This is a genomic window from Sodalis sp. RH20 (genome assembly GCF_047324205.1).
GTDB lineage: Bacteria > Pseudomonadota > Gammaproteobacteria > Enterobacterales > Enterobacteriaceae > Acerihabitans.
Window position 1 is genome coordinate 4,847,511 of the sequence record NZ_CP178733.1, and the last position, 24,759, is coordinate 4,872,269.

At 56.1% G+C, this 24,759-nt stretch carries 23 protein-coding genes; 12 read left to right on the top strand and 11 right to left on the bottom strand.

Annotation, left to right across the window (positions count from 1 at the left end; genetic code table 11):
* Window positions 1-38 precede the first annotated feature (38 nt).
* Window positions 39-932, bottom strand: coding sequence for a LysR family transcriptional regulator (locus ACL2XM_RS22110; RefSeq protein ID WP_413731619.1), 894 nt, complete (start codon window positions 930-932; stop codon window positions 39-41).
* 96 nt (window positions 933-1,028) lie between these two features.
* On the opposite strand from ACL2XM_RS22110, the gene ACL2XM_RS22115 reads away from it, so the two are divergent.
* Window positions 1,029-1,889: an aldo/keto reductase family oxidoreductase gene (locus ACL2XM_RS22115; protein WP_413731620.1), complete on the top strand. Its 861-nt coding sequence runs from the start codon at window positions 1,029-1,031 to the stop codon at window positions 1,887-1,889.
* A 148-nt stretch (window positions 1,890-2,037) separates the two neighbouring features.
* Here the strand turns inward: ACL2XM_RS22115 and ACL2XM_RS22120 are convergent, their stop codons facing one another.
* The gene (locus ACL2XM_RS22120; protein WP_413729202.1) at window positions 2,038-2,943 is read right to left on the bottom strand and encodes an Rpn family recombination-promoting nuclease/putative transposase; all 906 of its coding nucleotides are present in this window, start codon (window positions 2,941-2,943) and stop codon (window positions 2,038-2,040) included.
* Window positions 2,944-3,237: 294 nt separating this feature from the next.
* Window positions 3,238-3,837 carry a LysE family translocator gene (locus ACL2XM_RS22125; RefSeq protein ID WP_410012928.1) on the bottom strand — a complete coding sequence of 200 codons (600 nt, stop codon included), beginning with the start codon at window positions 3,835-3,837 and terminating at the stop codon, window positions 3,238-3,240.
* 108 nt (window positions 3,838-3,945) lie between these two features.
* Here ACL2XM_RS22125 and ACL2XM_RS22130 point away from each other — a divergent pair, with 108 nt between their 5' ends.
* Window positions 3,946-4,812, top strand: a complete 867-nt coding sequence (locus tag ACL2XM_RS22130) for a LysR substrate-binding domain-containing protein (protein ID WP_410012929.1) — start codon at window positions 3,946-3,948, stop codon at window positions 4,810-4,812.
* 59 nt (window positions 4,813-4,871) lie between these two features.
* Here ACL2XM_RS22130 and ACL2XM_RS22135 read toward each other — a convergent pair whose 3' ends face one another.
* From ACL2XM_RS22135 to rpmH, 6 genes are all read right to left on the bottom strand, one after another.
* Complete coding sequence (locus tag ACL2XM_RS22135) at window positions 4,872-5,156, bottom strand: CopG family transcriptional regulator (protein WP_413729203.1); 285 nt, start codon at window positions 5,154-5,156, stop codon at window positions 4,872-4,874.
* A 16-nt stretch (window positions 5,157-5,172) separates the two neighbouring features.
* Window positions 5,173-6,537: a tRNA uridine-5-carboxymethylaminomethyl(34) synthesis GTPase MnmE gene (gene mnmE, locus ACL2XM_RS22140; protein WP_413721714.1), complete on the bottom strand. Its 1,365-nt coding sequence runs from the start codon at window positions 6,535-6,537 to the stop codon at window positions 5,173-5,175.
* A 95-nt stretch (window positions 6,538-6,632) separates the two neighbouring features.
* Window positions 6,633-8,279 carry a membrane protein insertase YidC gene (gene yidC / locus ACL2XM_RS22145; protein WP_410012932.1) on the bottom strand — a complete coding sequence of 549 codons (1,647 nt, stop codon included), beginning with the start codon at window positions 8,277-8,279 and terminating at the stop codon, window positions 6,633-6,635.
* 2 nt (window positions 8,280-8,281) lie between these two features.
* Window positions 8,282-8,539 (bottom strand): membrane protein insertion efficiency factor YidD, encoded by a 258-nt coding sequence (gene yidD / locus ACL2XM_RS22150; RefSeq protein WP_410012933.1) that lies wholly within the window; start codon window positions 8,537-8,539, stop codon window positions 8,282-8,284.
* On the bottom strand, window positions 8,503-8,862 hold the full coding sequence (gene rnpA, locus ACL2XM_RS22155) for a ribonuclease P protein component (protein ID WP_162368594.1): 360 nt from the start codon (window positions 8,860-8,862) through the stop codon (window positions 8,503-8,505). Before rnpA ends, yidD begins: the two co-directional genes overlap by 37 nt.
* A 17-nt stretch (window positions 8,863-8,879) precedes the next feature.
* Complete coding sequence (gene rpmH / locus ACL2XM_RS22160; protein WP_162368595.1) at window positions 8,880-9,023, bottom strand: 50S ribosomal protein L34; 144 nt, start codon at window positions 9,021-9,023, stop codon at window positions 8,880-8,882.
* Window positions 9,024-9,667: 644 nt separating this feature from the next.
* Here rpmH and dnaA point away from each other — a divergent pair.
* The 6 genes from dnaA to yidA all read left to right on the top strand — a co-directional run bounded on the left by dnaA (window position 9,668) and on the right by yidA (window position 18,684).
* Window positions 9,668-11,062, top strand: coding sequence for a chromosomal replication initiator protein DnaA (gene dnaA, locus ACL2XM_RS22165; protein WP_410012934.1), 1,395 nt, complete (start codon window positions 9,668-9,670; stop codon window positions 11,060-11,062).
* Window positions 11,063-11,065: 3 nt separating this feature from the next.
* Entirely contained in the window at window positions 11,066-12,166 is a 1,101-nt protein-coding gene (gene dnaN, locus ACL2XM_RS22170; RefSeq protein WP_410012935.1) for a DNA polymerase III subunit beta, read from the top strand.
* A 24-nt stretch (window positions 12,167-12,190) separates the two neighbouring features.
* The gene (gene recF, locus ACL2XM_RS22175; RefSeq protein ID WP_410012936.1) at window positions 12,191-13,285 is read left to right on the top strand and encodes a DNA replication/repair protein RecF; all 1,095 of its coding nucleotides are present in this window, start codon (window positions 12,191-12,193) and stop codon (window positions 13,283-13,285) included.
* Window positions 13,286-13,303: 18 nt separating this feature from the next.
* Entirely contained in the window at window positions 13,304-15,718 is a 2,415-nt protein-coding gene (gyrB, locus tag ACL2XM_RS22180; RefSeq protein WP_410012937.1) for a DNA topoisomerase (ATP-hydrolyzing) subunit B, read from the top strand.
* 298 nt (window positions 15,719-16,016) lie between these two features.
* A complete protein-coding gene (locus ACL2XM_RS22185) occupies window positions 16,017-17,705 on the top strand; it encodes an ankyrin repeat domain-containing protein (protein WP_413731622.1) in 1,689 nt (562 codons plus the stop codon).
* Window positions 17,706-17,868: 163 nt separating this feature from the next.
* Complete coding sequence (gene yidA / locus ACL2XM_RS22190; RefSeq protein WP_413730992.1) at window positions 17,869-18,684, top strand: sugar-phosphatase; 816 nt, start codon at window positions 17,869-17,871, stop codon at window positions 18,682-18,684.
* A gap of 64 nt (window positions 18,685-18,748) precedes the next feature.
* Here the strand turns inward: yidA and uxuA are convergent, their stop codons facing one another.
* Window positions 18,749-19,933, bottom strand: a complete 1,185-nt coding sequence (gene uxuA, locus ACL2XM_RS22195; protein WP_413721711.1) for a mannonate dehydratase — start codon at window positions 19,931-19,933, stop codon at window positions 18,749-18,751.
* Between the two features lie 58 nt (window positions 19,934-19,991).
* Window positions 19,992-21,299 (bottom strand): MFS transporter, encoded by a 1,308-nt coding sequence (locus ACL2XM_RS22200; protein ID WP_410012941.1) that lies wholly within the window; start codon window positions 21,297-21,299, stop codon window positions 19,992-19,994.
* 283 nt (window positions 21,300-21,582) lie between these two features.
* Here ACL2XM_RS22200 and ACL2XM_RS22205 point away from each other — a divergent pair, with 283 nt between their 5' ends.
* The 4 genes from ACL2XM_RS22205 (at window position 21,583) to ACL2XM_RS22220 (ending at window position 24,723) form a co-directional block, all read left to right on the top strand.
* Window positions 21,583-22,275 (top strand): FadR/GntR family transcriptional regulator, encoded by a 693-nt coding sequence (locus ACL2XM_RS22205; RefSeq protein ID WP_410012942.1) that lies wholly within the window; start codon window positions 21,583-21,585, stop codon window positions 22,273-22,275.
* A 249-nt stretch (window positions 22,276-22,524) separates the two neighbouring features.
* Window positions 22,525-23,223 carry a FadR/GntR family transcriptional regulator gene (locus ACL2XM_RS22210; protein WP_410012943.1) on the top strand — a complete coding sequence of 233 codons (699 nt, stop codon included), beginning with the start codon at window positions 22,525-22,527 and terminating at the stop codon, window positions 23,221-23,223.
* On the top strand, window positions 23,220-24,116 hold the full coding sequence (locus tag ACL2XM_RS22215; protein ID WP_410012944.1) for a 2-dehydro-3-deoxygalactonokinase: 897 nt from the start codon (window positions 23,220-23,222) through the stop codon (window positions 24,114-24,116). The genes ACL2XM_RS22210 and ACL2XM_RS22215 overlap by 4 nt, the downstream gene beginning before the upstream one ends.
* On the top strand, window positions 24,100-24,723 hold the full coding sequence (locus tag ACL2XM_RS22220) for a 2-dehydro-3-deoxy-6-phosphogalactonate aldolase (protein WP_413731624.1): 624 nt from the start codon (window positions 24,100-24,102) through the stop codon (window positions 24,721-24,723). Before ACL2XM_RS22215 ends, ACL2XM_RS22220 begins: the two co-directional genes overlap by 17 nt.
* Window positions 24,724-24,759: the final 36 nt, after the last annotated feature.

The following is a 24,759-nucleotide window of genomic DNA, read 5'->3' on the forward strand; positions in this document are numbered from 1 at the left end:
GGTCTGACTTATTATGTCGCTATATAGAGTTACTGTTGCTACTCGCGAATAAAATCAATAAAGGCGCGCAGCGGCGCCGGCACCAGCCGCCGGTCCGGGTAATACAGATAAGGACCGGAAAAATCCGTCCACCAGGATTCCAGTATCGGCTCCAGCGCGCCGCTGGCGAGATGGGGACGCAGCCACTCTTCGAACAGCTGGATCACCCCGATGCCCGCCACCGCCGCTTCCACCGCCAGATCCACCGCCGCCCCTACGCTTACGATAAGCGGTCCCGAGGGCTGCACCCTGACCCTCTCGCCATCTTTGGCAAATTCCCATTCCGGCATGATGCCGCTGGCATATTTACCGCGCAGGCACGCGTGGCGCAGCAGGTCCCGGGGATGCACCGGCCGGCCCCGGCGGTCAAGGTAGCCGGGCGCCGCGGCGACGGCAAAACGCTGTCGCCTGGGGCCGATGGGGACGGCAATCATATCCTGCTCCAGCTTTTCGTCGTAGCGTATGCCCGCGTCGCAGCCGGCGGAAAAGATATCCACCACATTGCTGTCTGCCATTATTTCGAGCTGTATTTCAGGATATCGGGCCAGAAACGCCGGGATGATGCCGGGTAAGACCAAACGCACCGCACTGACGGGCACATTCAGCCGCAGGGTGCCGCTGGGGGTATCGCGAAAGGCGTTGACGGCATCAAGCGCCGATTCCACTTCGTTCATTGCCGGCAGCAACCGATCCAATAACATCTTTCCGGCGGCGGTCAGCGCCACGGAACGGGTGGTGCGATTAAACAACCGCACGCCGAGCTGCTGCTCGGCGCGGCGCACGGCATCGCTCAGGCGCGAGGGATTGCTGTTGATGGCCCGGGCCGCTTCCCGGAAACCGCCGGCTTTGGCCACTGCCATTACCGCGTTCAGCAGCCCAAGATCGATTTGCATTGTCCAGAATCCCGCACAGCCCGTCTCTATTTAACCCTATAGTCGCACAGGACCGCAGCGCCTACAATGGTGGATATATTGCACAGGAGAGCCACTATGACAAACAACAACACCGCCGCCGGCACTTATCAACTCGGCCACCGCCAGGTCAACCGTATCGGCTATGGGGCCATGCAACTGGCGGGGCCGGGCGTATTCGGCCCACCCAAGGATCCCGCCATGTGCCTGCGTGTGCTGCAAGACGCGGTGGCCGCCGGCGTCAACCATATTGATACCTCCGATTTTTATGGGCCGCACATCACCAACCGGCTGATCAAAGACGCGCTCCACCCCTATGCCGCCGATCTGTGTATTGTGACCAAGGTAGGCGCGCGCCGGGATGACAAGGGGGGTTGGCACCCGGTCTCTTCAAAGGAAGAGCTCACTCAAGCGGTCGAAGATAACCTGCGTCATCTGGGGCTGGATGTGATCGAGGTGGTCAACCTGCGCAGTATGCTGGATATTCAGCATCCGGTGGAAGGCTCCCTGGAAGCGCCGCTTACCGCGCTGGCCGAGTTAAAGCAGCGCGGCCTGATTCGCCATATCGGCCTGAGTAACGTCACGCCAACGCAGATAGACGATGCCCGGAAGATCACCCCCATCGCCTGTGTACAGAATTTCTATAATCTCGCTAATCGCCAGGACGACGCCCTCATTGATACGCTTGCCGCCCAGGGTATTCCCCTGGTGCCGTTTTTCCCGCTGGGCGGATTTTCGCCGCTGCAATCCGGGGCGCTCAATGATGTCGCGCGCCGGCTGAATGCCACCCCCATGCAGGTGGCTTTGGCCTGGCTGTTGCAGCGCTCGCCGAATATTTTGCTTATCCCCGGCACGTCGTCGCCGGCGCATCTGCGGGAAAATCTGGCGGCAGCCGAAGTGCGGCTATCGGCGGAAGATGTCGCGCTGCTGGAGCAGTAGGGCGGTCGGCGGCTAAACGCGGCTTGTGCTTATCTTACTACTGGATAGGTCGTGGGGCGTTTTCACGTTATTGAGCCACCATGATAAGTTGTATCAAGAGGCAGCGGCAGACTGCTGGCGGCATGTTCCCAGGGCGGAAATGTCGCTTTTATGCCCCGGCGTCCGCCAGGGCATCAAGCTCCGCGTCGCCCAGGCCGGTAACCTGTGATACCGTGGCCCGCTCCAGGCCCATGGCCAGCATGTTACGGGCGATTTCTTTATCTCGCTCGCTGCGTCCTTCATTTCGTCCTTCCTGTCGTCCTTTCAATACCCAGTGCTCTGCGATGGTCATCATCTCCTCCTTGTAGCGTGGCGTATCTCTTCCCAGATTACGGAAAAAAATCTCCGGGTCAAGGCTATTTGCTTCTTGCGCCAGGTAGTGCATCAGGCATACCACCAGCTCTTTGCCGGGAGGCGCCAACTCCAGCAATAAGGCGATATCCCGCAGCCGAAGGTTAATATCCCTGTCCCGGATATGCTTTTGTACATACTCCAGCAACGCCGCTTTACGGTGGGTTTTGATTTCATCGTCGGGGATAACCGTCACATCCACCAGGGGAAACGGCTGACAATACAGCGCCTGCGCCAACGCCGGGTCGTGAAAGCCGTCCAGCCAGCGGGTGCTGTAGGGATAGGGGCTGCGGGTCCCGTGGTAGAACAACAGCGGTATCACCAGCGGCAGCGTGTTATTGCCCTGGGCAAGGTGGCGGTGCATCGCCGCCACGCTATAGCGCAGAAGGCGAAACGCCATCATCTCATCGGCGCTGGACTGATGCTCAATCAGGCAATAGATATACCCCGCTCCCGCCGTGGTACGCAGGCTGTAAAGGATATCGCAGCACTGTGTGCTCATGTCGTCCTCGATAAAGGTGCCGGAGGTGATGGCCAGCGTCCCTAAGTCGCACATTTCCCGCAGCGCCGGGGGCAAATGTATGTGCAGGAAATCGGTTACGACGCCGATATCGCTAAAAAATTGCCTGAATAACGAATCATGGGGTGTGGGGAATGTTTTCATCGGCGTACTGTAGCGGCGTTATGGTATACAGGATATAAACGCCATTGCGGGGGGAGGGAGGCCGATATCAATTTGGGGGGAGGTGCGCATTTTAATGAAACGTCTATGCACGCGCCCCTTTATGTTTGATAATTATTTTTTAAATTAATGCGATAATGCCATTATTTAATAGCTGACTTTCGCTGTTCGATCGGCTTTTTGTAATTTTCGTGGATTTTCTCTTTCTTCATCGATAACACCGACAGTGTTATTCCGCTCGTGTTTTGCCGCGCCGCTCAAGGCGAAGAGTATTATTCATTCTAGCCACATCGGAATAATGGACACAGCGAGCAGAATGCCCAATAAAGCGTTGAGCGCATGCCATTGCGTATCTGTCCGAAGCAGGCGGGCGAGTAGCAAGCCGGCGATGCACCAAAGGGACAGGGAAAGGATCGCCGCCAGCCCGAACGAACCTCCGAGGGTGAGGGCGAGATGAATTGGCCCGGCCGCCAGCGAGGCGAAGGAGGCGGCGGCGCCTAAGGTCATCGCCCAGCCTTTCGGGTTGTGCCAGACCAGCCAGACCGCGCCGAAGAATCCCGTGGGCCTGGCAATGTTCGAATGCAGGTGTGGCGGGCCGCTGCGCGCCATTTTCCATGCGAGCCATAACAGGTAAAGGGTGCCGACGAGCTTCATGGCAAGCTGGAGAGATGGAAACGCCAAAATAACGCTTCCTAGTCCGGCAGCGGCACCGGCGGCCATGGCGGCAAGACCCACCGCGATTCCGCACATCAATGGCAAGGAGCGGCGATAGCCAAAATGGGCGCCGGACGCGGTAGCTAACGTCGTGGCGCCGCCCGGCGTTATCGTCGAGACCATGACAAACAGAACCAATGGCAAAAACTCAGCGATGGACATGCAATTCTCCCCACGCATCTCAAACGTATTGGGGAACTCTATCGCGGCGCCATGCATAATTGAATCTCATATTGTGCATGGCATGCATTACAAGTCATAATGCATGCCATGGCTCGCAATCTCGATATCGTTCTACTTCGCACCTTCGTCGCCGTCGCCGATCACGCCAGCATGACAGCGGCCGGTAATGCTTTGCATCTTACGCAGAGCGCGGTCAGCCAGCAGATTGCCCGGCTGGAGGACTTATCCGGCGCATTATTTATACGTCAGAACAGAGCTCTTCGCCTGACCTCAAACGGAGAGCGGTTCCTGGCAAAGGCAAGGCGCCTTATCACTTTGAATGACGAGCTGTGGGCCGAGATGGCGGAAGGACCCATAGATGGCCTCGTCCGCCTTGGCGCGCCTTATGATCTGGTCGGAACCTGGCTACCTCCGATCCTGAAGGCTTTTTCGCAAGCGTATCCGCAGGTGGATATCAAACTTGTTTGTCTTGCTTCCCCTGAACTGTTGACCGCCATTACTGATGGCGCAATAGATCTCGCCCTGATCGAGGAGCCGGTCGGGACGTCGGGGGGAGAATGCCTGGCGGTGGATCGTCTGGTCTGGGTCGGCGCGAAGGGCGGCGCGGCGTATCTGAAGAACCCGCTTCCGGTTTCCATGGTCGCGGAAACCTGCGCTTTTCGCCCCGTTGTTTTGCAGGCGCTCAGCGCATGCGATCTTGCCTGGCGAACGATGTTCGAGAGCGGCAGCATTGATGCGACACGGGCCACGGTTCAGGCTGATTTGGCGGTAACGGTGTGGCTGGCCTCGACCGTTCCGAACGATCTCAGCATCCTGCCCTTTGGCGAGAACCTGCCCAAACTTCCCCCGTTCGCCATCAATCTTTACCACGCGAAAGGACAGCTTCCACGTGCAGTGAGCGAACTCGCGCAGCAAATACGCCATAGCGTGGGCGTCCCCTCTTACAGAAGCTAAAAATGTATATGCAATTGATTTAAAAGTTTATTTTCGGGTAATAAACTCACGGCGGCGAATTAACGGGGTTGCGGTTCGCTCTGAGATGATGAGTTGTGGCATTCAGGACTATCCTTGCCCGCTTCTGTTCCCCAATCACGCAGCCAGGCGTAGATTTCATCACCGGTCAGATGCAAACCGCTCTCCTGGTAGTGATGCCAAGAGTCGATGGCTTCCCGCTTAAAACTCTCGCGTGCATCCGCCCACTCTTTGACACGCGTTTTAAGCCTGTCGTCGATTTTGAGAGGGATAGCGGGTGTTGACATGATGGCGTCCAACAAAGCAAAAGATGTTATTTTTTCCAAGATTACCTTTCCGTTCTCACTTCCCGATACAAAAACTCGAAAATATCCTCCCCAGCAAATCATCCGAGCTGAATTCCCCGGTAATTTCGCTGAGCGCCTGCTGCGCCAGCCGCAGTTCCTCCGCCAGCAACTCCCCCGCGTAAGCACTTACTAACTGTTCTTTACCCTGTACCAGATGCGCGCCAGCGATATCCAGCGCCTGTAAATGCCGCCGCCTGGCCAGGAACCCGCCCTCAAGGCTGCCGTTAAAGCCCACGCTCTGCTGTAAATGCGCGCGCAGCAGATCAACGCCATCGCCGGACTGGGCGGAAAGGGTAATAAGTGAGTGGCCATTTACTTCGGTGATACCCGGTGCTTCACCGGTCAGGTCGGCCTTATTGCGGATTACCGTCAGCGGCATGGCCGGCGGAAGGCGGGCAATCAGTTCCGGCCACAGCTGGTCTGGGTCGTTAACGGCGGTGCGGGCGCCGTCCACCATCAGCAATACGTGGTCGGCCTGCTCGATTTCCCGCCAGGCGCGTTCAATGCCGATGCGCTCCACTTCGTCGCCGGCTTCGCGCAGGCCGGCGGTGTCGATAATATGCAGCGGCATGCCGTTGAGCAGGATATGTTCGCGCAGCACGTCGCGGGTAGTGCCGGCGATGGCGGTGACGATAGCCGCCTCGCGCCCGGCCAGGGCGTTCAGCAGGCTGGATTTGCCGGCGTTGGGCCGCCCCGCGATGACGACCTTCATGCCCTCGCGCAGCAGGCTGCCCTGGCGGGCCTCTGAGCGTACCTGGCGCAGGTCGTCCATGACGCGGTTAAGGCTGCCTTCGATTTTGCCATCGGAAAGGAAATCAATTTCCTCATCCGGGAAGTCGATGGCCGCTTCGACATAGATGCGCAAGTTAGTAAGTGCTTCCACCAAATGATGTACGCGCTGGGAAAATACGCCCTGTAATGAGTTTACCGCCGAACGGGCCGCCTGCTCGGAGCTGGCGTCGATTAAGTCGGCAATGGCCTCGGCCTGGGCCAGATCCAGCTTATCATTGAGAAACGCGCGCTCGGAGAACTCTCCCGGACGGGCGATACGCAGCCCTGGCAGGGCCAGGATGCGTTTTAACAGCATATCCAGTATTACCGGGCCGCCGTGGCCCTGCAGCTCCAGCACGTCCTCGCCGGTGAAGGAATGGGGGCCGGGAAAAAACAGTGCGATGCCCTGGTCCAGCGTGGTGCCGTCTACCGCGCGAAACGGCAGGTAATCGGCATAACGGGGCTTGGGCAACGTGCCGAGCACCTGGCGCGCCACCTCCGCGGCCATGGGCCCGGAAACGCGCAGCATGCCTACCCCGCCGCGTCCGGGCGGCGTCGCTTGGGCAACGATGGTATCCATTTGGCTCATACTGTTCTCTCTTCGCGCCGCTGGCGCGCTTAAAAAAACCAAGGCGGTCAGATGACCGCCTTGGCAGGGTTTAGCGTCCGGAAAACCGACTGGGGTTATTTCTTTTTGTCCCGGCTGTGCAGGCCGCGTTTTTCCAGGCCGCGATAAATCAGCTGCTGCTGGATAATGGTCACCATGTTGCTGACGATATAGTACAGCACCAGGCCGGAGGGGAACCACAGGAAGAACACCGTAAAGATGACCGGCATGAAGGTCATCACTTTCTGCTGCATCGGATCGGCGACGGTGGTCGGCGACATCTTCTGAATGAAGAACATCGTGATGCCCATCAGGATCGGCAGGATATAGTACGGGTCTTGGGCGGACAGGTCTTGTATCCACAGGATAAACGGCGCGCCGCGCAGCTCGATGGAGCCCATCAGCATATAGTACAGCGCCAGGAATATCGGCATCTGCACCACCAGCGGCAGGCAGCCGCCCAGCGGATTGACCTTCTCGGATTTATACAGCGCCATCATTTCCTGGCTCATGCGCTGCTTATCGTCGCCGATTTTCTCGCGCATGGCCGCCAGCTTCGGCTGCAACATGCGCATCTTCGCCATGGAGGTGTACTGCGCCTTGGTCAGCGGGTACATAATGCCACGGACGATAAAGGTGATGACGATGATCGAGAAGCCCCAGTTACCCACATAGCTGTGGATAAACTTCAGCAGCTTAAACAGCGGCTGGCTGATAAACCACAGCCAGCCGTAGTCCACGGTCAAATCCAGATGCGGGGCGATGGCCGCCATCTTGTCCTGGATTTCGGGGCCGACCCATAACGTGGCGTCCAGGGTGCTTTCACCGCCCGGGGCAACGGTGACCGGCGAGGATTTAAACCCCACCGCGGCCTGGCCGTTATCCATATGGGTGGTAAAAAACGTATTGGTGCCCTGGGTGCCCGGGATCCAGGCGGTGGCGAAATATTGTTGCAGCATGGCTACCCAGCCGCCCTGGGTATTGATGCTCAGCGGCCCGTCTTTAATATCGCTGAAGCTGTATTTCTTATATTTGGTGTCGCTGGACGAGTAGGCCGCGCCGCGATAGGTGTGCAGGGCAAAGTTGCTGCTGCCGGTATCGCGATGCTTGGGTAAATCGACGGATTGCTTCAGCTGGCCGAACAGGGCCAGTTCAAGCGGCTTATCGCCGGTGTTCTTAACAGCGTACTCGACGCCCACCGCGTAGTCGCCCCGTTTCAGGATAAAGGTCTTGGTGTACACCACGCCGTCGGCGCCGGTGTAGGTCAGCGGCACGCGCAGCTCGCCCTGGTTATCGGCCAGCACATAGGTGTCCTGGTTGATGTTATACAGCGGGCGCTCGCCGTTGGCCGGGTTGTCCGGGCCGTTTTTGCCGGTCAGGCCGCTTTGCGCCTGGTAGACAAACTCGGGGGAGGTTTCCAGCAGGTGGAACGGCTGATCGGAACCCAGTTTATCCGGATAAGTCAGCAGATGGGCCTGCTCGATATCGCCGCCGCGGGTATTGATGGTCAGTGAAAGCACATCGGTTTTCACGTTGATCAGTTGCCCCTGCCCGCTGGCGGGTAGTCCCTGAGTTACTGCTGCGTCACCGGTTGCCGTGTTCGCTGTCTGTTGCGTTGTCGTGACGGCCTGCTGCTGCGGATTGTGGTCCGTCTGCCAGGTCTGCCAGATCATGAAAGACACGAACAGCAGAGCGATGACAAGAAGATTGCGTTGCGAATCCATCTTTAATGTTCTCTGTTATCGTTGGTTTTCGGCGGCACGGGGTCATCGCCACCTGGGTTCAAAGGATGGCATTTTAATACGCGTTTCAATGTCAACCAACTGCCTTTTAACATTCCGAACCGGCGTATCGCCTCAATACCGTACTGCGAGCAACTGGGCTGGAACCGGCAGTGAGATCCCAGCAACGGGCTGATAAACAGTTGATACCCGCGTATCAACCCGATTAACAACCAGGAGACTGGCGACAATGGCGGCGCCATAATTTTTCCAACGCTTCCGTCAAGGCATGGTTATCCAAATCCTGCACCCCTTTCTTGGCGATGACGACAAAATCCATGGCGGGCAGGGCGTGCTGGTGCGTCCGGAAACTTTCGCGGGTAAGCCGCTTGATCCGGTTGCGTTCATGGGCCCGTTTGACATGTTTTTTGGCGACCGTCAGACCGACGCGGGGATGCCCCAGCGTATTCAGGCGGCCGAGGATGGTGATTTGCGGCGTGCCGGCCCGTTGTGGCTGCTGGAAGACGAAAGTAAAATGATTGGGAGTTAACAACCGTAACTCCCTGGGAAATGCTAGCTTAACCACCGGGGGGGTTAGCTTTATTACTTAGAAGATACGGACAGACGTGTACGGCCTTTAGCACGACGACGTGCCAAAACCAGACGACCATTCTTCGTTGCCATACGAGTACGGAAACCGTGGGTACGGTTGCGTTTCAAGACGGACGGTTGGAAAGTGCGTTTCATAGCGATTTATACCTAACAAATGTGTGACTTCACAGTAAACGCGTTTGGCTACTCGGCGTGAAAAAGACCGACGCCTCAATCGCATCAAAGGACAAAGAGGCGGGGATTGTAATAATTGTACAGTCCTGAGTCAATTCTCATCACGTTTTACCCACCTGGATACCCGTGTCCATCCCGGCAACCCCGTCTGAAAATCAAACTTAACCAGACAAGCTGACCAGGTGTCACGCGTAGGGCTGAGAATTATACGGGTTCCGGGGCAAAGCGCAAGGATCTGCCGGGATCAAGCGCATTATTATTAGGATCCCGCGGCGGCGGGCAGTGGTCGAAAATCAGACTATGCTTAATTTCACTGATATAAGAGTTACATTTTATCCAGCGAATGGAGAATCGGTTACACTCTTTCGCGCCCCTGGGAGCCTGTGGATAAAAAGGATCAAAACTGTGTAGAAGAGGAGGATCTTGGACGCGCTTTGCGTTATGATCCGCAGTCCCTGACGGGGATCCTCCGGGGATTTCGTCGCGGTAAACCGTTAAAGGCGGTTCGCGGGCTGCCATCGCGGTAGCCGGTGTCAAAAAGATGATCCTGAATCATACAGTTGTGTTTCTTTTCTTTTGTTGATCTTGTTCGATTGGAGTCCGCCGTGTCACTTTCGCTTTGGCAGCAATGCCTTGCCCGACTACAGGATGAATTACCTGCCACAGAATTCAGTATGTGGATTCGCCCTTTGCAGGCGGAGCTCAACGACAACACGCTGGCGCTATATGCTCCGAATCGTTTTGTCCTGGATTGGGTGCGCGATAAATATCTGAATAATATCAATGGGTTGTTAAACGATTTTTGCGGCACCGATGCGCCTTTGCTGCGTTTTGAAGTCGGCAGCAAGCCGCCGTTATCGGTGGTGGTGGCCCATCAGCAGCCGGTCAGCCATGCCAGCGAGGCGCCGGTGCAGGCGTCCCGTCCCAGGCCCGCGCGGCCAAGCTGGGACAGCTCGCCGGTGCAGCCTGAATTGTCCTACCGTTCAAATTTAAATCCGAAACATAATTTTGATAATTTCGTCGAGGGTAAATCCAACCAGCTGGCGCGCGCGGCGGCGCGGCAGGTGGCGGACAATCCCGGCGGCGCGTATAACCCGCTGTTTTTGTACGGCGGTACCGGCCTGGGCAAGACCCATCTGCTGCAGGCGGTGGGCAACGGCATCATGGCGCGTAAGGCCAATGCCCGGGTGGTGTATATGCATTCCGAGCGTTTTGTGCAGGATATGGTGAAGGCCCTGCAGAACAACGCCATTGAAGAATTTAAACGCTACTATCGCTCCGTCGATGCCCTGCTGATCGATGATATCCAGTTTTTCGCCAATAAAGAGCGTTCGCAGGAAGAGTTTTTCCATACCTTTAATGCGCTTTTGGAAGGTAATCAGCAAATCATCCTGACCTCCGATCGTTATCCCAAGGAGATCAACGGGGTGGAGGATCGTCTGAAATCACGTTTCGGTTGGGGTCTGACGGTCGCGATCGAACCGCCGGAGCTGGAGACCCGCGTGGCGATCCTGATGAAAAAAGCCGACGAGAACGATATCCGCCTGCCGGGGGAAGTGGCTTTTTTTATCGCCAAACGGCTACGCTCCAATGTGCGTGAGCTGGAGGGCGCGCTGAACCGGGTGATCGCCAACGCCAACTTTACCGGCCGCGCCATTACCATCGATTTTGTGCGCGAGGCGTTGCGCGATCTGCTGGCGCTGCAGGAAAAACTGGTCACCATCGATAATATCCAGAAAACCGTGGCGGAATATTATAAAATCAAGGTGGCCGATCTGCTGTCGAAGCGGCGATCCCGCTCCGTGGCGCGTCCGCGGCAGATGGCGATGGCGCTGTCGAAAGAACTGACCAACCATAGCCTGCCGGAAATCGGCGACGCGTTCGGCGGACGCGATCATACGACGGTGCTGCATGCCTGCCGGAAAATCGAGCAGCTGCGTGAAGAGAGCCACGATATCAAAGAAGATTACTCCAACTTAATCAGAACATTATCTTCCTAAACTATGAAATTTATCGTTGAACGAGAGCATCTGCTTAAACCACTGCAACAGGTCAGCAGCCCGCTGGGCGGCCGTCCCACCCTGCCGATCCTGGGCAATTTGTTATTGCAGGTCGCCGAAGACAGCCTGTTGCTGACCGGCACCGACCTGGAAATGGAGATGGTGGCGAAAGTGGCCCTGTCCCAGCCCCATGAGCCGGGGGCGACCACCGTGCCGGCACGGAAATTTTTTGATATCTGCCGCGGCTTGCCCGATGGGGCGGAGATCACGGTGATATTGGAAAGCGATCGCATGTTGATCCGCTCCGGGCGCAGCCGTTTTTCGCTGTCGACCCTGCCGGCGACCGATTTTCCCAATCTGGACGACTGGCAGAGCGATGTCGAATTCACCCTGCCCCAGTCCACGCTTAAGCGCCTGATTGAATCGACCCAGTTTTCCATGGCCCATCAGGATGTGCGCTATTACCTCAACGGCATGCTGTTTGAAACCGAAGGCGAAGAGTTGCGTACCGTGGCCACCGACGGCCATCGCCTGGCGGTGTGTTCGATGCCGGTGGGCCAGCAGTTGCCCACCCATTCGGTGATCGTGCCGCGTAAAGGGGTCATGGAGCTGGTCAGGATGCTGGACGGCGGCGAGACGCCGCTGAAACTGCAGATAGGCACCAACAATATTCGCGCCAGCGTCGGTGATTATATCTTTACCTCCAAGCTGGTCGACGGACGTTTCCCGGATTATCGCCGCGTATTGCCGAAAAATCCCGACAAAACCCTGGAAGCGGGCTGCGATGTGCTTAAGCAGGCCTTCGCCCGCGCCGCCATTCTCTCCAACGAAAAATTCCGCGGCGTGCGGCTGTACCTCAGCACCGATCAACTGAAGATTACCGCCAACAATCCCGAACAGGAAGAAGCCGAGGAAATCCTGGACGTTGTTTACCAGGGAACCGAGATGGAAATTGGTTTTAACGTCAGCTACGTACTGGATGTGCTTAACGCCCTGAAAAGCGAAAACGTCCGTTTATTGCTTACCGATGGGGTGTCCAGCGTGCAGATCGAAGACTGCGCCAGCCAGGCGGCAGCGTATGTTGTTATGCCGATGCGTCTCTAGAGATGTGGTAAGGTAGTGTGTTAAATGGCCTTGTCCCGCCTGCTTATCCGTGATTTTCGTAATATCGAGTCCGCCGATCTGGCCCTGGCGGCCGATTTTAATTTTCTGGTCGGCGCCAACGGCAGCGGGAAGACCAGCGTGCTGGAAGCCATTTACACCCTCGGGCACGGCCGGGCGTTCCGCAGTTTGCAGATTGGGCGCGTTATCCGCCATGAGCAGCCGGAATTTACCCTCCATGGCCGCATTGACGGCAATACGGCGGACGACCGCCAATCCTCGGTGGGCTTAAGTAAAAGCCGCCAGGGCGACAGCCGGGTGCGCATCGACGGCAGCGACGGCCATAAAATCGCCGAACTGGCCCAACTGCTGCCGATGCAGCTGATTACTCCCGAAGGATTCACCCTGCTTAACGGGGGGCCGAAATACCGTCGCGCCTTTATGGACTGGGGGTGCTTTCATCACGATCCCGATTTTTTCAATGCCTGGAGCAACCTCAAGCGCCTGCTCCGGCAGCGGAATGCGGCGCTGCGCCAGGTCAGCCGGTACGCGCAGCTGCGCGCCTGGGATCAGGAACTGGTACCCCTGACCGCCAGGATTAGCCAATGGCGCGCCGACTACAGCGCGGCGATAGCGGTGGATATCACCGCCACCTGCGCCCAGTTTTTGCCGGAGTTCCAGCTGGATTTCAGCTTCCAGCGCGGATGGGATCGCGAGAGCGATTACGGCGAGCTGCTGGAGCGCCAGTTTGAGCGCGATCGGGCCTTGACCTATACTGCATCCGGCCCGCATAAAGCGGACTTTCGCATTCGCGCCGACGGGGTGCCGGTGGAGGATATCCTCTCGCGCGGGCAGCTTAAATTATTGATGTGCGCCCTGCGTTTGGCGCAGGGCGAATTTCTCACCCGCCAGAGCGGGCGGCGGTGTCTCTACCTGATAGACGACTTCGCTTCCGAGCTGGATACCGGCCGGCGCCGGTTACTGGCGGAGCGCCTGAAAGCCACCCGGGCACAGGTGTTTGTCAGCGCGCTGAGCGCTGAACAAATCCGTGATATTACGGACGAAAAGGGCAGGATGTTCCAGGTGGAACAAGGTAAAATACGTATTCAATCCGAAGTTTAAAATGAGCGAGAAACGTTGATGTCGAATTCTTATGACTCCTCAAGTATCAAAGTACTCAAAGGACTGGACGCGGTGCGTAAACGCCCAGGGATGTACATCGGTGATACGGATGACGGCACCGGTCTGCACCATATGGTATTCGAGGTTGTGGATAACTCAATTGACGAAGCCCTCGCCGGCCATTGTAAAGAAATCGTGGTTACAATCCACGAAGATAACTCCGTATCGGTCCAGGATGACGGGCGTGGGATCCCCACCGGCATCCATGAAGAAGAAGGCATTTCCGCCGCAGAAGTGATCATGACCGTACTGCATGCCGGCGGTAAGTTCGATGATAACTCGTATAAAGTGTCGGGTGGATTGCACGGCGTGGGTATTTCCGTCGTCAATGCCCTGTCGGAAAAGCTGGAACTGGTGGTCCGGCGCGAAGGCCGCGTCCATGAGCAGACCTACCTGGGCGGGATTCCGCAGGCGCCGCTGGCGGTGGTCGGTGAAACCGACCAGACCGGCACCACCATCCGCTTCTGGCCGAGCTTCGCTACCTTTACCAATAACGTAGAATTTCAATATGAAATCCTGGCCAAGCGCCTGCGCGAGCTGTCCTTCCTGAACTCCGGCGTGTCCATCCGCCTGAAGGACAAGCGTAACGATAAAGAAGATCACTTCCACTACCAGGGCGGCATCAAGGCGTTTGTGGAATACCTGAGCAAGAATAAAAACCCGATCCATCCCACCGTGTTTTATTTCTCCACGGAAAAAGACGGTATCGGCGTGGAAATCGCGCTGCAGTGGAACGATGGTTTCCAGGAAAACATTTATTGCTTTACCAACAATATCCCGCAGCGTGACGGCGGTACCCATCTGGTCGGCTTTCGCGCCGCCATGACCCGTACCCTGAATTCGTACATGGATAAAGAAGGCTACAGCAAAAAGGCCAAGGTCAGCGCCACCGGCGACGACGCCCGCGAAGGCCTGATTGCCGTGGTATCGGTGAAAGTGCCCGATCCTAAGTTCTCTTCCCAGACCAAGGACAAACTGGTGTCGTCGGAAGTGAAAACCGCGGTGGAAACCCAGATGAACGAGCGTCTGGTGGCCTATTTGCTGGAAAACCCCACCGACGCCAAAATCGTGGTGGGCAAGATCATCGACGCCGCGCGCGCCCGTGAAGCAGCCCGCAAAGCGCGTGAAATGACCCGCCGCAAAGGCGCGCTTGACCTGGCGGGCCTGCCGGGCAAGCTGGCGGATTGCCAGGAACGCGATCCGGCCTTATCAGAACTGTACCTGGTGGAAGGGGACTCGGCCGGCGGATCCGCCAAGCAGGGCCGTAACCGTAAAAACCAGGCGATTTTGCCGCTGAAGGGCAAGATCCTCAACGTCGAGAAAGCGCGCTTTGACAAAATGCTCTCCTCCCAGGAGGTGGCCACGCTGATTACCGCGCTGGGCTGCGGCATCGGCCGGGATGAATATAATCCCGATAAACTGCGCTATCACAATATCATCATCATGACCGATGCCGACGTCGACGGTTCCCATATCCGTACCCTGCTGCTGACGTTCTTCTATCGTCAGATGCCGGAAATCATCGAGCGCGGCCATGTGTTCATTGCCCAGCCGCCGTTGTATAAGGTGAAAAAAGGCAAGCAGGAACAGTACATCAAGGACGATGACGCCATGGACCAATACCAGATTGCCCTAGCGATGGACGGCGCGGCCCTGCATACCAACGAGCACGCTCCGTCGCTGGCCGGCGCGCCGCTGGAAAGCCTGGTGGCCGAACACTATGCGGTACAGAAAATGATTGGCCGCATGGAACGCCGCTACCCGCGCGCGCTGCTCAATCACCTGATTTACCAGCCTTCGCTCAATGAAGCGGATCTGGCCGACCGGGACCGCGTGACCGCCTGGATTGCCGCGCTGGTGGCGGATTTGAACCAGAACGAAAAGCACGGCAGCAACTACAGTTTTGAAGTTCGTGAAAACCGCGAGCGTCAGCAGTATGAGGCGGTGCTGCGCATCCGTACCCATGGCGTCGATACCGACTATGTGCTTGATTTTGAATTTGTCCATGGCGGCGAATACCGCAAGCTCTGCACCCTGGGTGAAAAACTGCGCGGCCTGGTGGAAGAAGACGCCTTTGTGGAACGCGGCGAACGCCGTTTGACGGTGACCACCTTTGAGCAGGCGCTGGAGTGGCTGGTGAAGGAATCCCGTCGCGGGCTGGCTATCCAGCGCTATAAAGGCCTGGGGGAAATGAACCCGGAGCAATTGTGGGAGACCACCATGGACCCGGAAAGCCGCCGTATGCTGCGTGTCACGGTCAAGGACGCCATTGCCGCCGACCTGCTGTTTACCACGCTGATGGGCGACGCGGTGGAACCACGCCGCGCCTTTATTGAAGAGAATGCCCTGAAGGCGGCCAATATCGATATCTGATATTATGCTAAAGATAAAATGCCCGTGCGCCTTTGGCTGCACGGGTTTTTTTTTGGCATCCGTTATATGCTGCGGTTGTTTTTTGTCTGGGCATTAAAGAATAAATAATATAACAACAACCTTAAAAGAAACAATCTGGGGTTCTATCACATCTTGTATTTACTATTAGTAACGCACATCATAATGAAACGGGTAAGATCTGCGTTTATCTCCAACCAGTCTAACCGTGTCAAATTAATTAAAAATGCATCATTTGTTTCGTTTCCGTTTAATTTAAAATGTCTCATCAGGAGAGCTTATGCAGGTTATAACAGCGTCTGTTTATTACCCCCCTTCCGCCTCTGAACACTCAGCCATGGAACAGAATCACCCGATGGAAAGAATAATTTATACGGCGGAAAAATACGGCAGTTATGAGAATTTTGAAAAGAGCGACGCGTTCAAACACTATATTAAGCAAACAGAGAATGATTTAATCGCTATTGCGGAACTTCTGGAGTGCCATGATCAATTCCGTACAGATATCATCAGTTTTTGCGAAAAATTAAATCATTATGAAAATTTCAGTGCTGAATCAAAAAGGCTTCTGTACATCAATCTTAACCAATGTTTGCATAGTTTTAGACAGTTAAATTCCAATTGTTTTTCTATTGCAAACGTTCATATTAAAGACTCGTTTGGCGATATTTTCAAAAGTTTGAAAAAAAACGTAGGGGAAGTTTTGACCGCCATCTTACTTGCGGATTCGGCGATTGATGGCTTTAAAGCGGTTAGCGGGCATGTATACACCAGAAGGTGCGACATCATTAACGCCATGCTGGCACAACATGTCGCATGCCATCATCAATATTTTGATGATGGCAAAAGGAAGCAATACATTAATGCGTACAAAGGTCATTTGACAAAAGCTAATTGGTTATATCAATATTTATATAAAAATAACACTGTCGGCAAGTATATACTATCCGAGACGGAGCCTTATTTCTTGCCTTTGCTTGAACAACTTAACCGGGCAGTAGATATTGTCAGTGTTATTAAAGACATTGGCAACATGATACGCCATAGGATAGAGAAGATCCTTAATGAGCCGGGGCATCACCTGGACATTGAAGGGATGCGGTATTTTAGCGAGCGCGGTCATCAGGCGGTGGAAAAATTTGCGCAATTATCGAGCCCGCCGGTCGATCTCAACACTGTCCTGGCGCGCAATGTGGATAACAATCGGCCCTTCTTACTTAAGGATGCCGATGCTATTTATGGCGCTTTAGCGGAAGCATTGGCGGCGGAAAATAATAAAGAGATTGTATTTCATATTAAGCATGTTCTTATTTTTGGTAGAATTATTGTAAAATCATTTAATGGTTTTTTTTGGGTGGAGTACGAAAGTGTCTTTAGAGGGCCGTTAACCCTGGTGGCATTGTGTTCGGAAAAGGTTCAAGGCGTTTTAGACGACGATCTACTCCGCTTTGCTATTATCAATACACCGTCGGAATTGCTGCTCAATAATTTTTGTTTAGACTGGTGCGGCGATCGTTACAGTGTTTTAAATGATTTTATGGAAGAAAATATTTTTGCGTTGTATAAATGGTATTTCATTAATGGAAAGGTAAATCCTCTTAATAAAGATAAAAATGGCAATACCTTTCTTCATGCCGCCGTCTGCCATAATGACGATAATGCGTACGATTATGTGAAGGATAAACTTGATGTTATTATAAATTGTAAAAATAACTTCGGCGTTACCGCCCTGATGCAGGCTGTGGTTAAGGGAGAAACAAAAATGGTGTTGAATTTATTAGACTGTGAGGAAATTGATATACATATCGCCGAAAAAAATGGCTTTACAGCCTTAGGGTTGGCGGTAAAAAACCAACGCAAAGATATCGAGGTAATATTAAAAAGCCATTCTGTCGCAATGAATAGCCGCAAATGGGCGTTAGGATATGCGAGCAATCAAAAATCCACGGCAATGAACCCCCGAATATAGATGCCACGCGCCGGAGAATTCTTTAACCCGCAGCATTCGGCGTGATAAATTGCTATTTTTATAACATCAAATTGAGCTATTATTATATCGTTAGCGCGCTAATCTGAAAGCGGTACGCCACGGCGGTGTTCAGGTCGTGATGATATTATATAACGAGGATAAGATGGCGATAAAACTGATAGCAATTGATATGGACGGGACGCTGCTGAACCCGCAGCATGAGATCACCCCGGCGGTCAGGCAGGCCATAGACGCGGCGCGAAAGAAAGGCGTTTATGTGGCGCTGGCCACCGGCCGGCCTTTTATCGGGGTGCAGCGCTATCTGCTGGAGTTGAATCTGCTTGGCGAAGGACAATACTGCATCACCAATAACGGCGCCCTGGTGCAGAAAACGGTAAACGGTGAATGCATATCGCAGACCACGCTCGATATCAACGATTACCGCTATCTGGAGGCGCTGTCGCGACAACTGAACGTCCATTTTCACGCGCTGGACTTCGATACCCTCTATACCGCTAATCGGGATATCAGCCCTTATACCGTTCATGAAGCCTATCTAACCGGTATGCCGTTTAAATTCCGCCGCGTGGATGAAATGGACCCCACCATGCGCTTTCCGAAGGTGATGATGATTGACCCGCCGGCCATCCTGGACCGTGCGATTAGCCACATTCCCGCGCAGGCTTATGAGCGCTACACCATTATGAAAAGCGCCGAATACTATCTGGAATTGCTGAATAAACAGGCTAATAAAGGCGAGGGCGTTAAAGCGCTGGCGGAACATCTGCACCTGACGGCGGACGAGGTCATGACCATTGGCGATCAGGCCAACGACCTGGCGATGATTAACTACGCCGGCACCGGCGTCGCCATGGGCAATGCCATCGACGAGATCAAGGCGGCCAGCCAGTTTGTCACTAAAACCAATTGGGAAGACGGCGTGGCGGTGGCCATTCGCCAGCTCGTGCTGGACGCGTGAGGCGTGTGGAACGGAGAGCGCCCGCCCCCGGTCGGGAACGGGCGGCATTCAGCGGTGATACGCCTTAGTCGTTAAAAAAAGTCTGCTTAAGCGCCAGCTCGACGCCACGCACTTCCGCCAATCCGCGCAGCCGTCCGATAGCCGAATAACCGGGATTGGTTTTTTTCTTTAAATCATCCAGCATCTGGTGGCCATGGTCCGGGCGCATGGGAATGGCGCGGGTATTGCCCTGTTTGCGCCGGCGCTGCTCTTCGGCCAGGATGACTTTAACCACGCCTACCATATCCACGTCGCCGTCCAGGTGATCGGCCTCGTGGAAGCTTTTCGGGTTTTCCTCCCGGCGGGTGGCGCGCAGGTGGGCAAAATGGATGCGGTCGGCAAAGGTTTCGGCCATCTTAACCAGATCGTTATCGGCGCGCACGCCGTAGGAACCGGTGCACATGCAAAAGCCGTTATTGATGCTGTCGACGGTCTCTTTCAGCCATTGCATATCCTCGATGGTGGAGACAATGCGCGGCAGGCCGAGGATCGGACGCGGCGGATCGTCCGGGTGTACCGCCATCACGATGCCGGATTCCTGCGCCGCCGGCACGATGGCCTTGAGGAATTCGGCCATATGTTCGCGCAGTTTGGCTTTATCGATGCCGTCGTAGCGCGCCAGCTGCGCCAGGAACTGTTCCAGCGTGTAGCCTTCCTCGGCGCCCGGCAGGCCGGCGATGATATTGGCGGTCAGCTGGTCGATTTGTTCCTGGCTCATGGCGGCAAAATACTCCGCCGCCTGGCGCTGCTCATCGGCGTTATAGTCCTCTTTGGCGCCCGGACGCTTGAGGATATGCAGTTCAAATGCCGCGAAGGCGATAGCGTCGAAGCGCAGCGCCCGGGATCCGTCGGGCATCGGGTAGGCCAGATCGGTGCGGGTCCAGTCCAGTATCGGCATAAAGTTGTAGCAAACGGTGTCGATGCCGCAGGCGCCCAGGTTGCGCAGGGACTGCTGGTAATTGGCGATATACTGGCGGTAATTGCCGGTGTGGGTCTTGATATCCTCATGCACCGGGACGCTTTCCACCACCGACCATACCAGTCCTTTTTCCGCCAGGATGGCCTGGCGTTTCTTGATTTCCTCGACGGTCCAGATTTCGCCGTTGGGAATATGGTGCAGGGCGGTAACGATACCGGTGGCTCCCGCCTGGCGGGCGTCGTCCAGCGATACCGGATCGTTAGGGCCGTACCAGCGCCATGTATGTTCCATAATTCACTCCTTGCTGTTTAACGTAGCGGTGCGTAGCCGGGCTTTGAGCCGCAAAGGGCTACGCAGCGGATTGTTCTTCAATCGGATTTTTGACGATAAAGAAATAAGATAACGCGCCGGCGAAAGTGACGCATGAACAAATAATCAAGGCCAGATTAAACGAGTGGGTGGTATCTACCACCCAGCCGGTCACAATTGGCGCAAAAGAGGCGCAGATAAAGCTGCCGAAGTTCTGGATGCTGCTTACCGACGCCACCATGCGCGAGGGCGCCATGACCTGCACCAGCCCCCAGGCGGAGGTACCGGCGAAATGGATAAAAAACAGCGCCAGGCTGATAAAGGCCACCGCCATGGTGGTGGACGTGGATTGTACCACCAGCAGGGTGCAGGCGGCGGAGCACACCAGGCCAAAGCAGATCAGCGTCTTGCGGCTTTTAATCAGGGAATAGCCTTTCTTGGCCAGCCGGTCGGCCACCACGCCGTTGACCAGCATGCCGATGGAGCCGAACAGGAAGGGGATTGCCGCCACCCAGCCGGTATTGGCCAGGCTTAGCCCGCGTTCGGCCTGCAGGTAGCCCGGCAGCCAGGACAAATACAGCCAGCCGGTATAGTTCACGCCGCTGAAACCCAGGATCATGCCCCATACCGTGCGGCGTTTAAACAGCGCGCCCCATTCGCCGAAGGACAGGCGGGTGACGTTGCGCGGCGTGGCGGAAGCATCCAGGTATTGCTGCTCCTCGGCGGTAAGCGGAAAGCGCTCACGGTTGCGATACCAGACGCACCAGCATAACGCGATGACAATGCCGGCGACCCCAATCATCACAAACATGGTGCGCCAGCCGAACGCCAGCAGGAGCGCAACCAGGATCGGCGGGGCAAAAGCTTGCCCGAGGGTGGTGGAGGAATTGAATATGCCCACCGGCACGCCGCGTTCCCTGGGATGGAACCAGTCGCCGATCACCTTTACACCGCTGGGCATAAACGGCGCTTCGCCGATGCCAAGGCCGATGCGCAGCATAATAAAATGGGAAAATGAATTCACCGAACCGGCCAGCGCCTGCATCAGCGACCAGAAGAACAGGCCGCCGCCAAGCACGATGCGCGGGCCAAAGCGGTCGAGCAGGATACCGCTGGGCAATTGGGCTATGCCGTAGGATAACGAAAAGGCCGACAGCAAGACGCCGAATTCGGTGGCGGATAATCCCAGATCGCCGCGGATCGCCTGGTTGGCGACGGACAGCGAGCCGCGATCGAGAAAGTTAATGATCCCGGCGATAAATAATAAAATCAGCGAGACCGTTTGGATCTTTTTGATCCGGGCCGTTTTTTGCAGCGGCTGCAATTGATCAAGGGCAATGGTGGGCATACAAGGATCCTCACAGCGATTTTTTTGTTGTCTTATTGACCCTGTAAGAGAATCACTTCACGATGGTTACAGGGAAAAGGACTGAAGGTCTGGTGGTCAGGCCACTGGACCTGGCTACTATTCCTTAACATTTGGTTGATTTCCGTGATGCAGATCTCATTAATCGTCTTAAGCGCAGAGATCCGCGGCGATTAATTTTTTTTGCCGTCCCGGCCGCTGTGTTAAGCTCTCGCCAATTTAACGGCTGACGTGCCGGCGATACGGGTTTTGCGCTGGAGGCAATATGGAATTACCTACGCTTAAAGTTGAACGTCTTTACCGGCAGATTTCCAATTTACTGATCGGGTGTATCAATACCGGTCAGTTCAAGCCAGGCGAAATGATTCCCGCCGAGCGGGAACTGGCGAAACAGCTCGGCGTCAGCCGTTCTTCCATCCGCGAGGCGCTGATTGCGCTGGAAATTACCGGCTGGGTGGAAATCCGCACCGGCAACGGCGTTTTTGTCGCCGATCCCTTGCCCAAACTCTCCCAGCCCCACGCCGATGAAGAGTTCAGCCTGAAATCCCTGATCAAGGCGCGGCAAATCTTCGAGTCAACGATGGCGGAACTGGCCGCGCGCAACGGCACCGATGACCAACGCGCCGAATTGCGGGAAGTGACCCACGATTTAACCCAGCTGCATGTCAACGATGAAAAATTCCTGCGCGAGGATAAGCGTTTTCATGTGCTGATCAGTGAAATGACCGGCAATGAAGTGCTGCGCGATATGATGGAATATCTGTGGAACAAACGTAAAAGCTCGCGTTTTGTCCGGCTGGAAAGCCATTATGCCGATAACGATTTTCCGTTGTCCATGAATCGCGATCACAATGATATCGCCCAGGCGATTATCGAGCGCGACGCCGCGCGTGCCAGGCTGTGCATGGAATTGCATCTGCAGCATGTCTACGATCGCCTGTTCGACGACGGGAAGTAGCCCGCGCGGCATTGGCGGTTTACCGTAGCAGTGTATCCTCCCCGCTTTTCCATCTTCCGGCCATGCGCGTGGCGTTCGCCGCCCATGGCATGTCTAAAACGTGATCCAGATTGTAGTACAATATAAAAATATGGTGCTACAATAGTTCACAGGTTCTTAGCGCTTAAAGCAAAATTGTGCAGCAGTGCCGCGACATAAAACCATTAAATGATAAAGTGGCCTTATTTTTATCACTTTGTGGGAAATGTTATGGACCGTCAGGCTCTCAGCAAAACCGATCGCATCATCCATGAAATGGGCCAGCAGATCGTCAGCGGTAAGTATATCCCCGGAACGGGACTGCCGTCGGAAGCGGATTTGTGCGAGGAGTTCGAAACCTCGCGCAATATCATACGTGAAGTGCTGCGCGCCCTGATGGCCAAGAATTTAATCGAGATTATTCGTTATCGCGGCGCCTTCGTTTGCGCGCGCAATAAGTGGAATTACCTGGATACCGATGTCTTGCAGTGGGTGCTGGCGCTGGATTATGACCCGCGGTTAATCGCCTCGCTGACCGAGGTGCGCCATCTGGTGGAACCGACCATCGCGCGGTGGGCGGCCGAGCGGGCCACCTCCGGCGAACTGGCGGTTATCGAGACGGCGCTGAACGAGATGATTGCCAACAGTCACGATCGTGATGCCTTTAATGAGGCGGATATCCGTTACCACCAGGCGGTGCTGAGCGCGGTGCATAATCCGGTGTTGCAACAGCTGGGCGTGGCCATCAGCTCGTTGCAACGCGCGGTGTTCGAGCGCACCTATATGGCGGACGAAGGCAATATGCCGCGCACGCTGCAAGAGCATAAAAACTTATACGACGCCATCAGGCATCAGGATTGCGAGGCGGCGGAGCAGGCGGCGGTCACCATGATTGCCAGCTCGACCAAAAGGCTGAAGGACATAACATGAGCAACAGTTATATCGCCATAGATTGGGGATCGACAAACTTACGCGCCTGGCTGTACCTGGACGGCGAACTGGCCGGCAGCCAGCAGTCCGAGGCCGGGGTCACCCGTTTGGGCTCGCGCACGGCGGAGCAGGTATTCCATGAGGTGCTGGCGCCCTGGCGGCAGCACGATGTGCCGGTGGTGATGGCCGGCATGGTGGGCAGCAATGCCGGCTGGGTGCCGGTGCCCTACCTGCCGTGCCCCACGCGGCTGGGCGACCTGGCCGGACGGCTGACCCTGGTGGCGCAGGCCGCGCCGCGGAAGGCCTGGATTATTCCCGGCATCAGCATTATCGGCGACGGCAACTGCAACGTGATGCGCGGCGAGGAGACCCAGCTTCTCGGGGCCTACTGTTCCCAGCCCGGCGCCCTGTACCTGATGCCCGGCACCCACAGTAAATGGGTGCGCGTCAATGACGGCGTGATCGATGATTTCCGCACGGTGATGACCGGAGAACTGCACCATTTATTGATGAAGCAGTCGCTGGTGGGCGTCGGCGTCGGCGAACAGCGGCCGAACCCGGATATTTTCCGCCAGGGAATGGAGCAGGGCTTTCGTGAAAGCCATATTCTGCGGTGCCTGTTCGAAACCCGCGCCGCCCACGTGCTGGGCCAGCTGGATACCAGCGCGGTGAGCGAATGGCTCTCCGGCCTGTTGATTGGCAATGAAGTGGCGCAGATGCAGCGCGGCTGGGCCATCGGCGGCGGTGAAACCATTACCATTATCGGCAATCCGTCGCTTGCGGCCCGCTATCGGCAGGCGCTGCAATATGCGGGTCTTAACGACCGGTTACTGGATGGCGATGCGTCATTCCAGGCCGGCATAAGGAGCATAGTCAATGAACTGGAACGATAAACTACCCCTGATCGCCATCCTGCGCGGTATTACGCCCGGCGAAGTGCTGGAGCATGTCGAGGCGCTGCTGGCGGCGGGATTTGACGCGGTGGAAATCCCCTTGAACTCGCCGAACTGGCAGGAAAGTATCGGCAAAACGGTGCAGGCGTTTGGCGACCGCGCGCTGATCGGCGGCGGCACGGTGCTGAAGCCCGCGCAGGTGGACGAGCTGGCATGGCTGGGCGGCAAGCTGCTGGTCACGCCCAATATCCAGCCTGACGTGATCCGCCGCGGCGTAAGCCACGGCATGACGGTATGTCCCGGGTGCGCCACCGCCACCGAGGCTTTTATCGCTCTGGACGCCGGCGCGCAGGCGCTGAAAATTTTCCCGTCGGTGTCGTTCGGTCCGGATTATATTAAAGCGCTGAAAGCGGTACTGCCGCCGGAAATACCGGTATTCGCCGTCGGCGGCATTACGCCGGAAAATCTGCATCTCTACCTGAAGGCCGGATGTATCGGCGCGGGCCTGGGTAGCGATCTTTACCGCGCCGGCCAGCCGGTCGGCCGCACGCGGGAGCAGGCCGCGGCTTTTGTCGCCGCTTACCGGGCCGCGGCGCAGGCACGCTAGTCCCGCCGGCCGGCGCGCGCGGCAAGCCGCGTGATG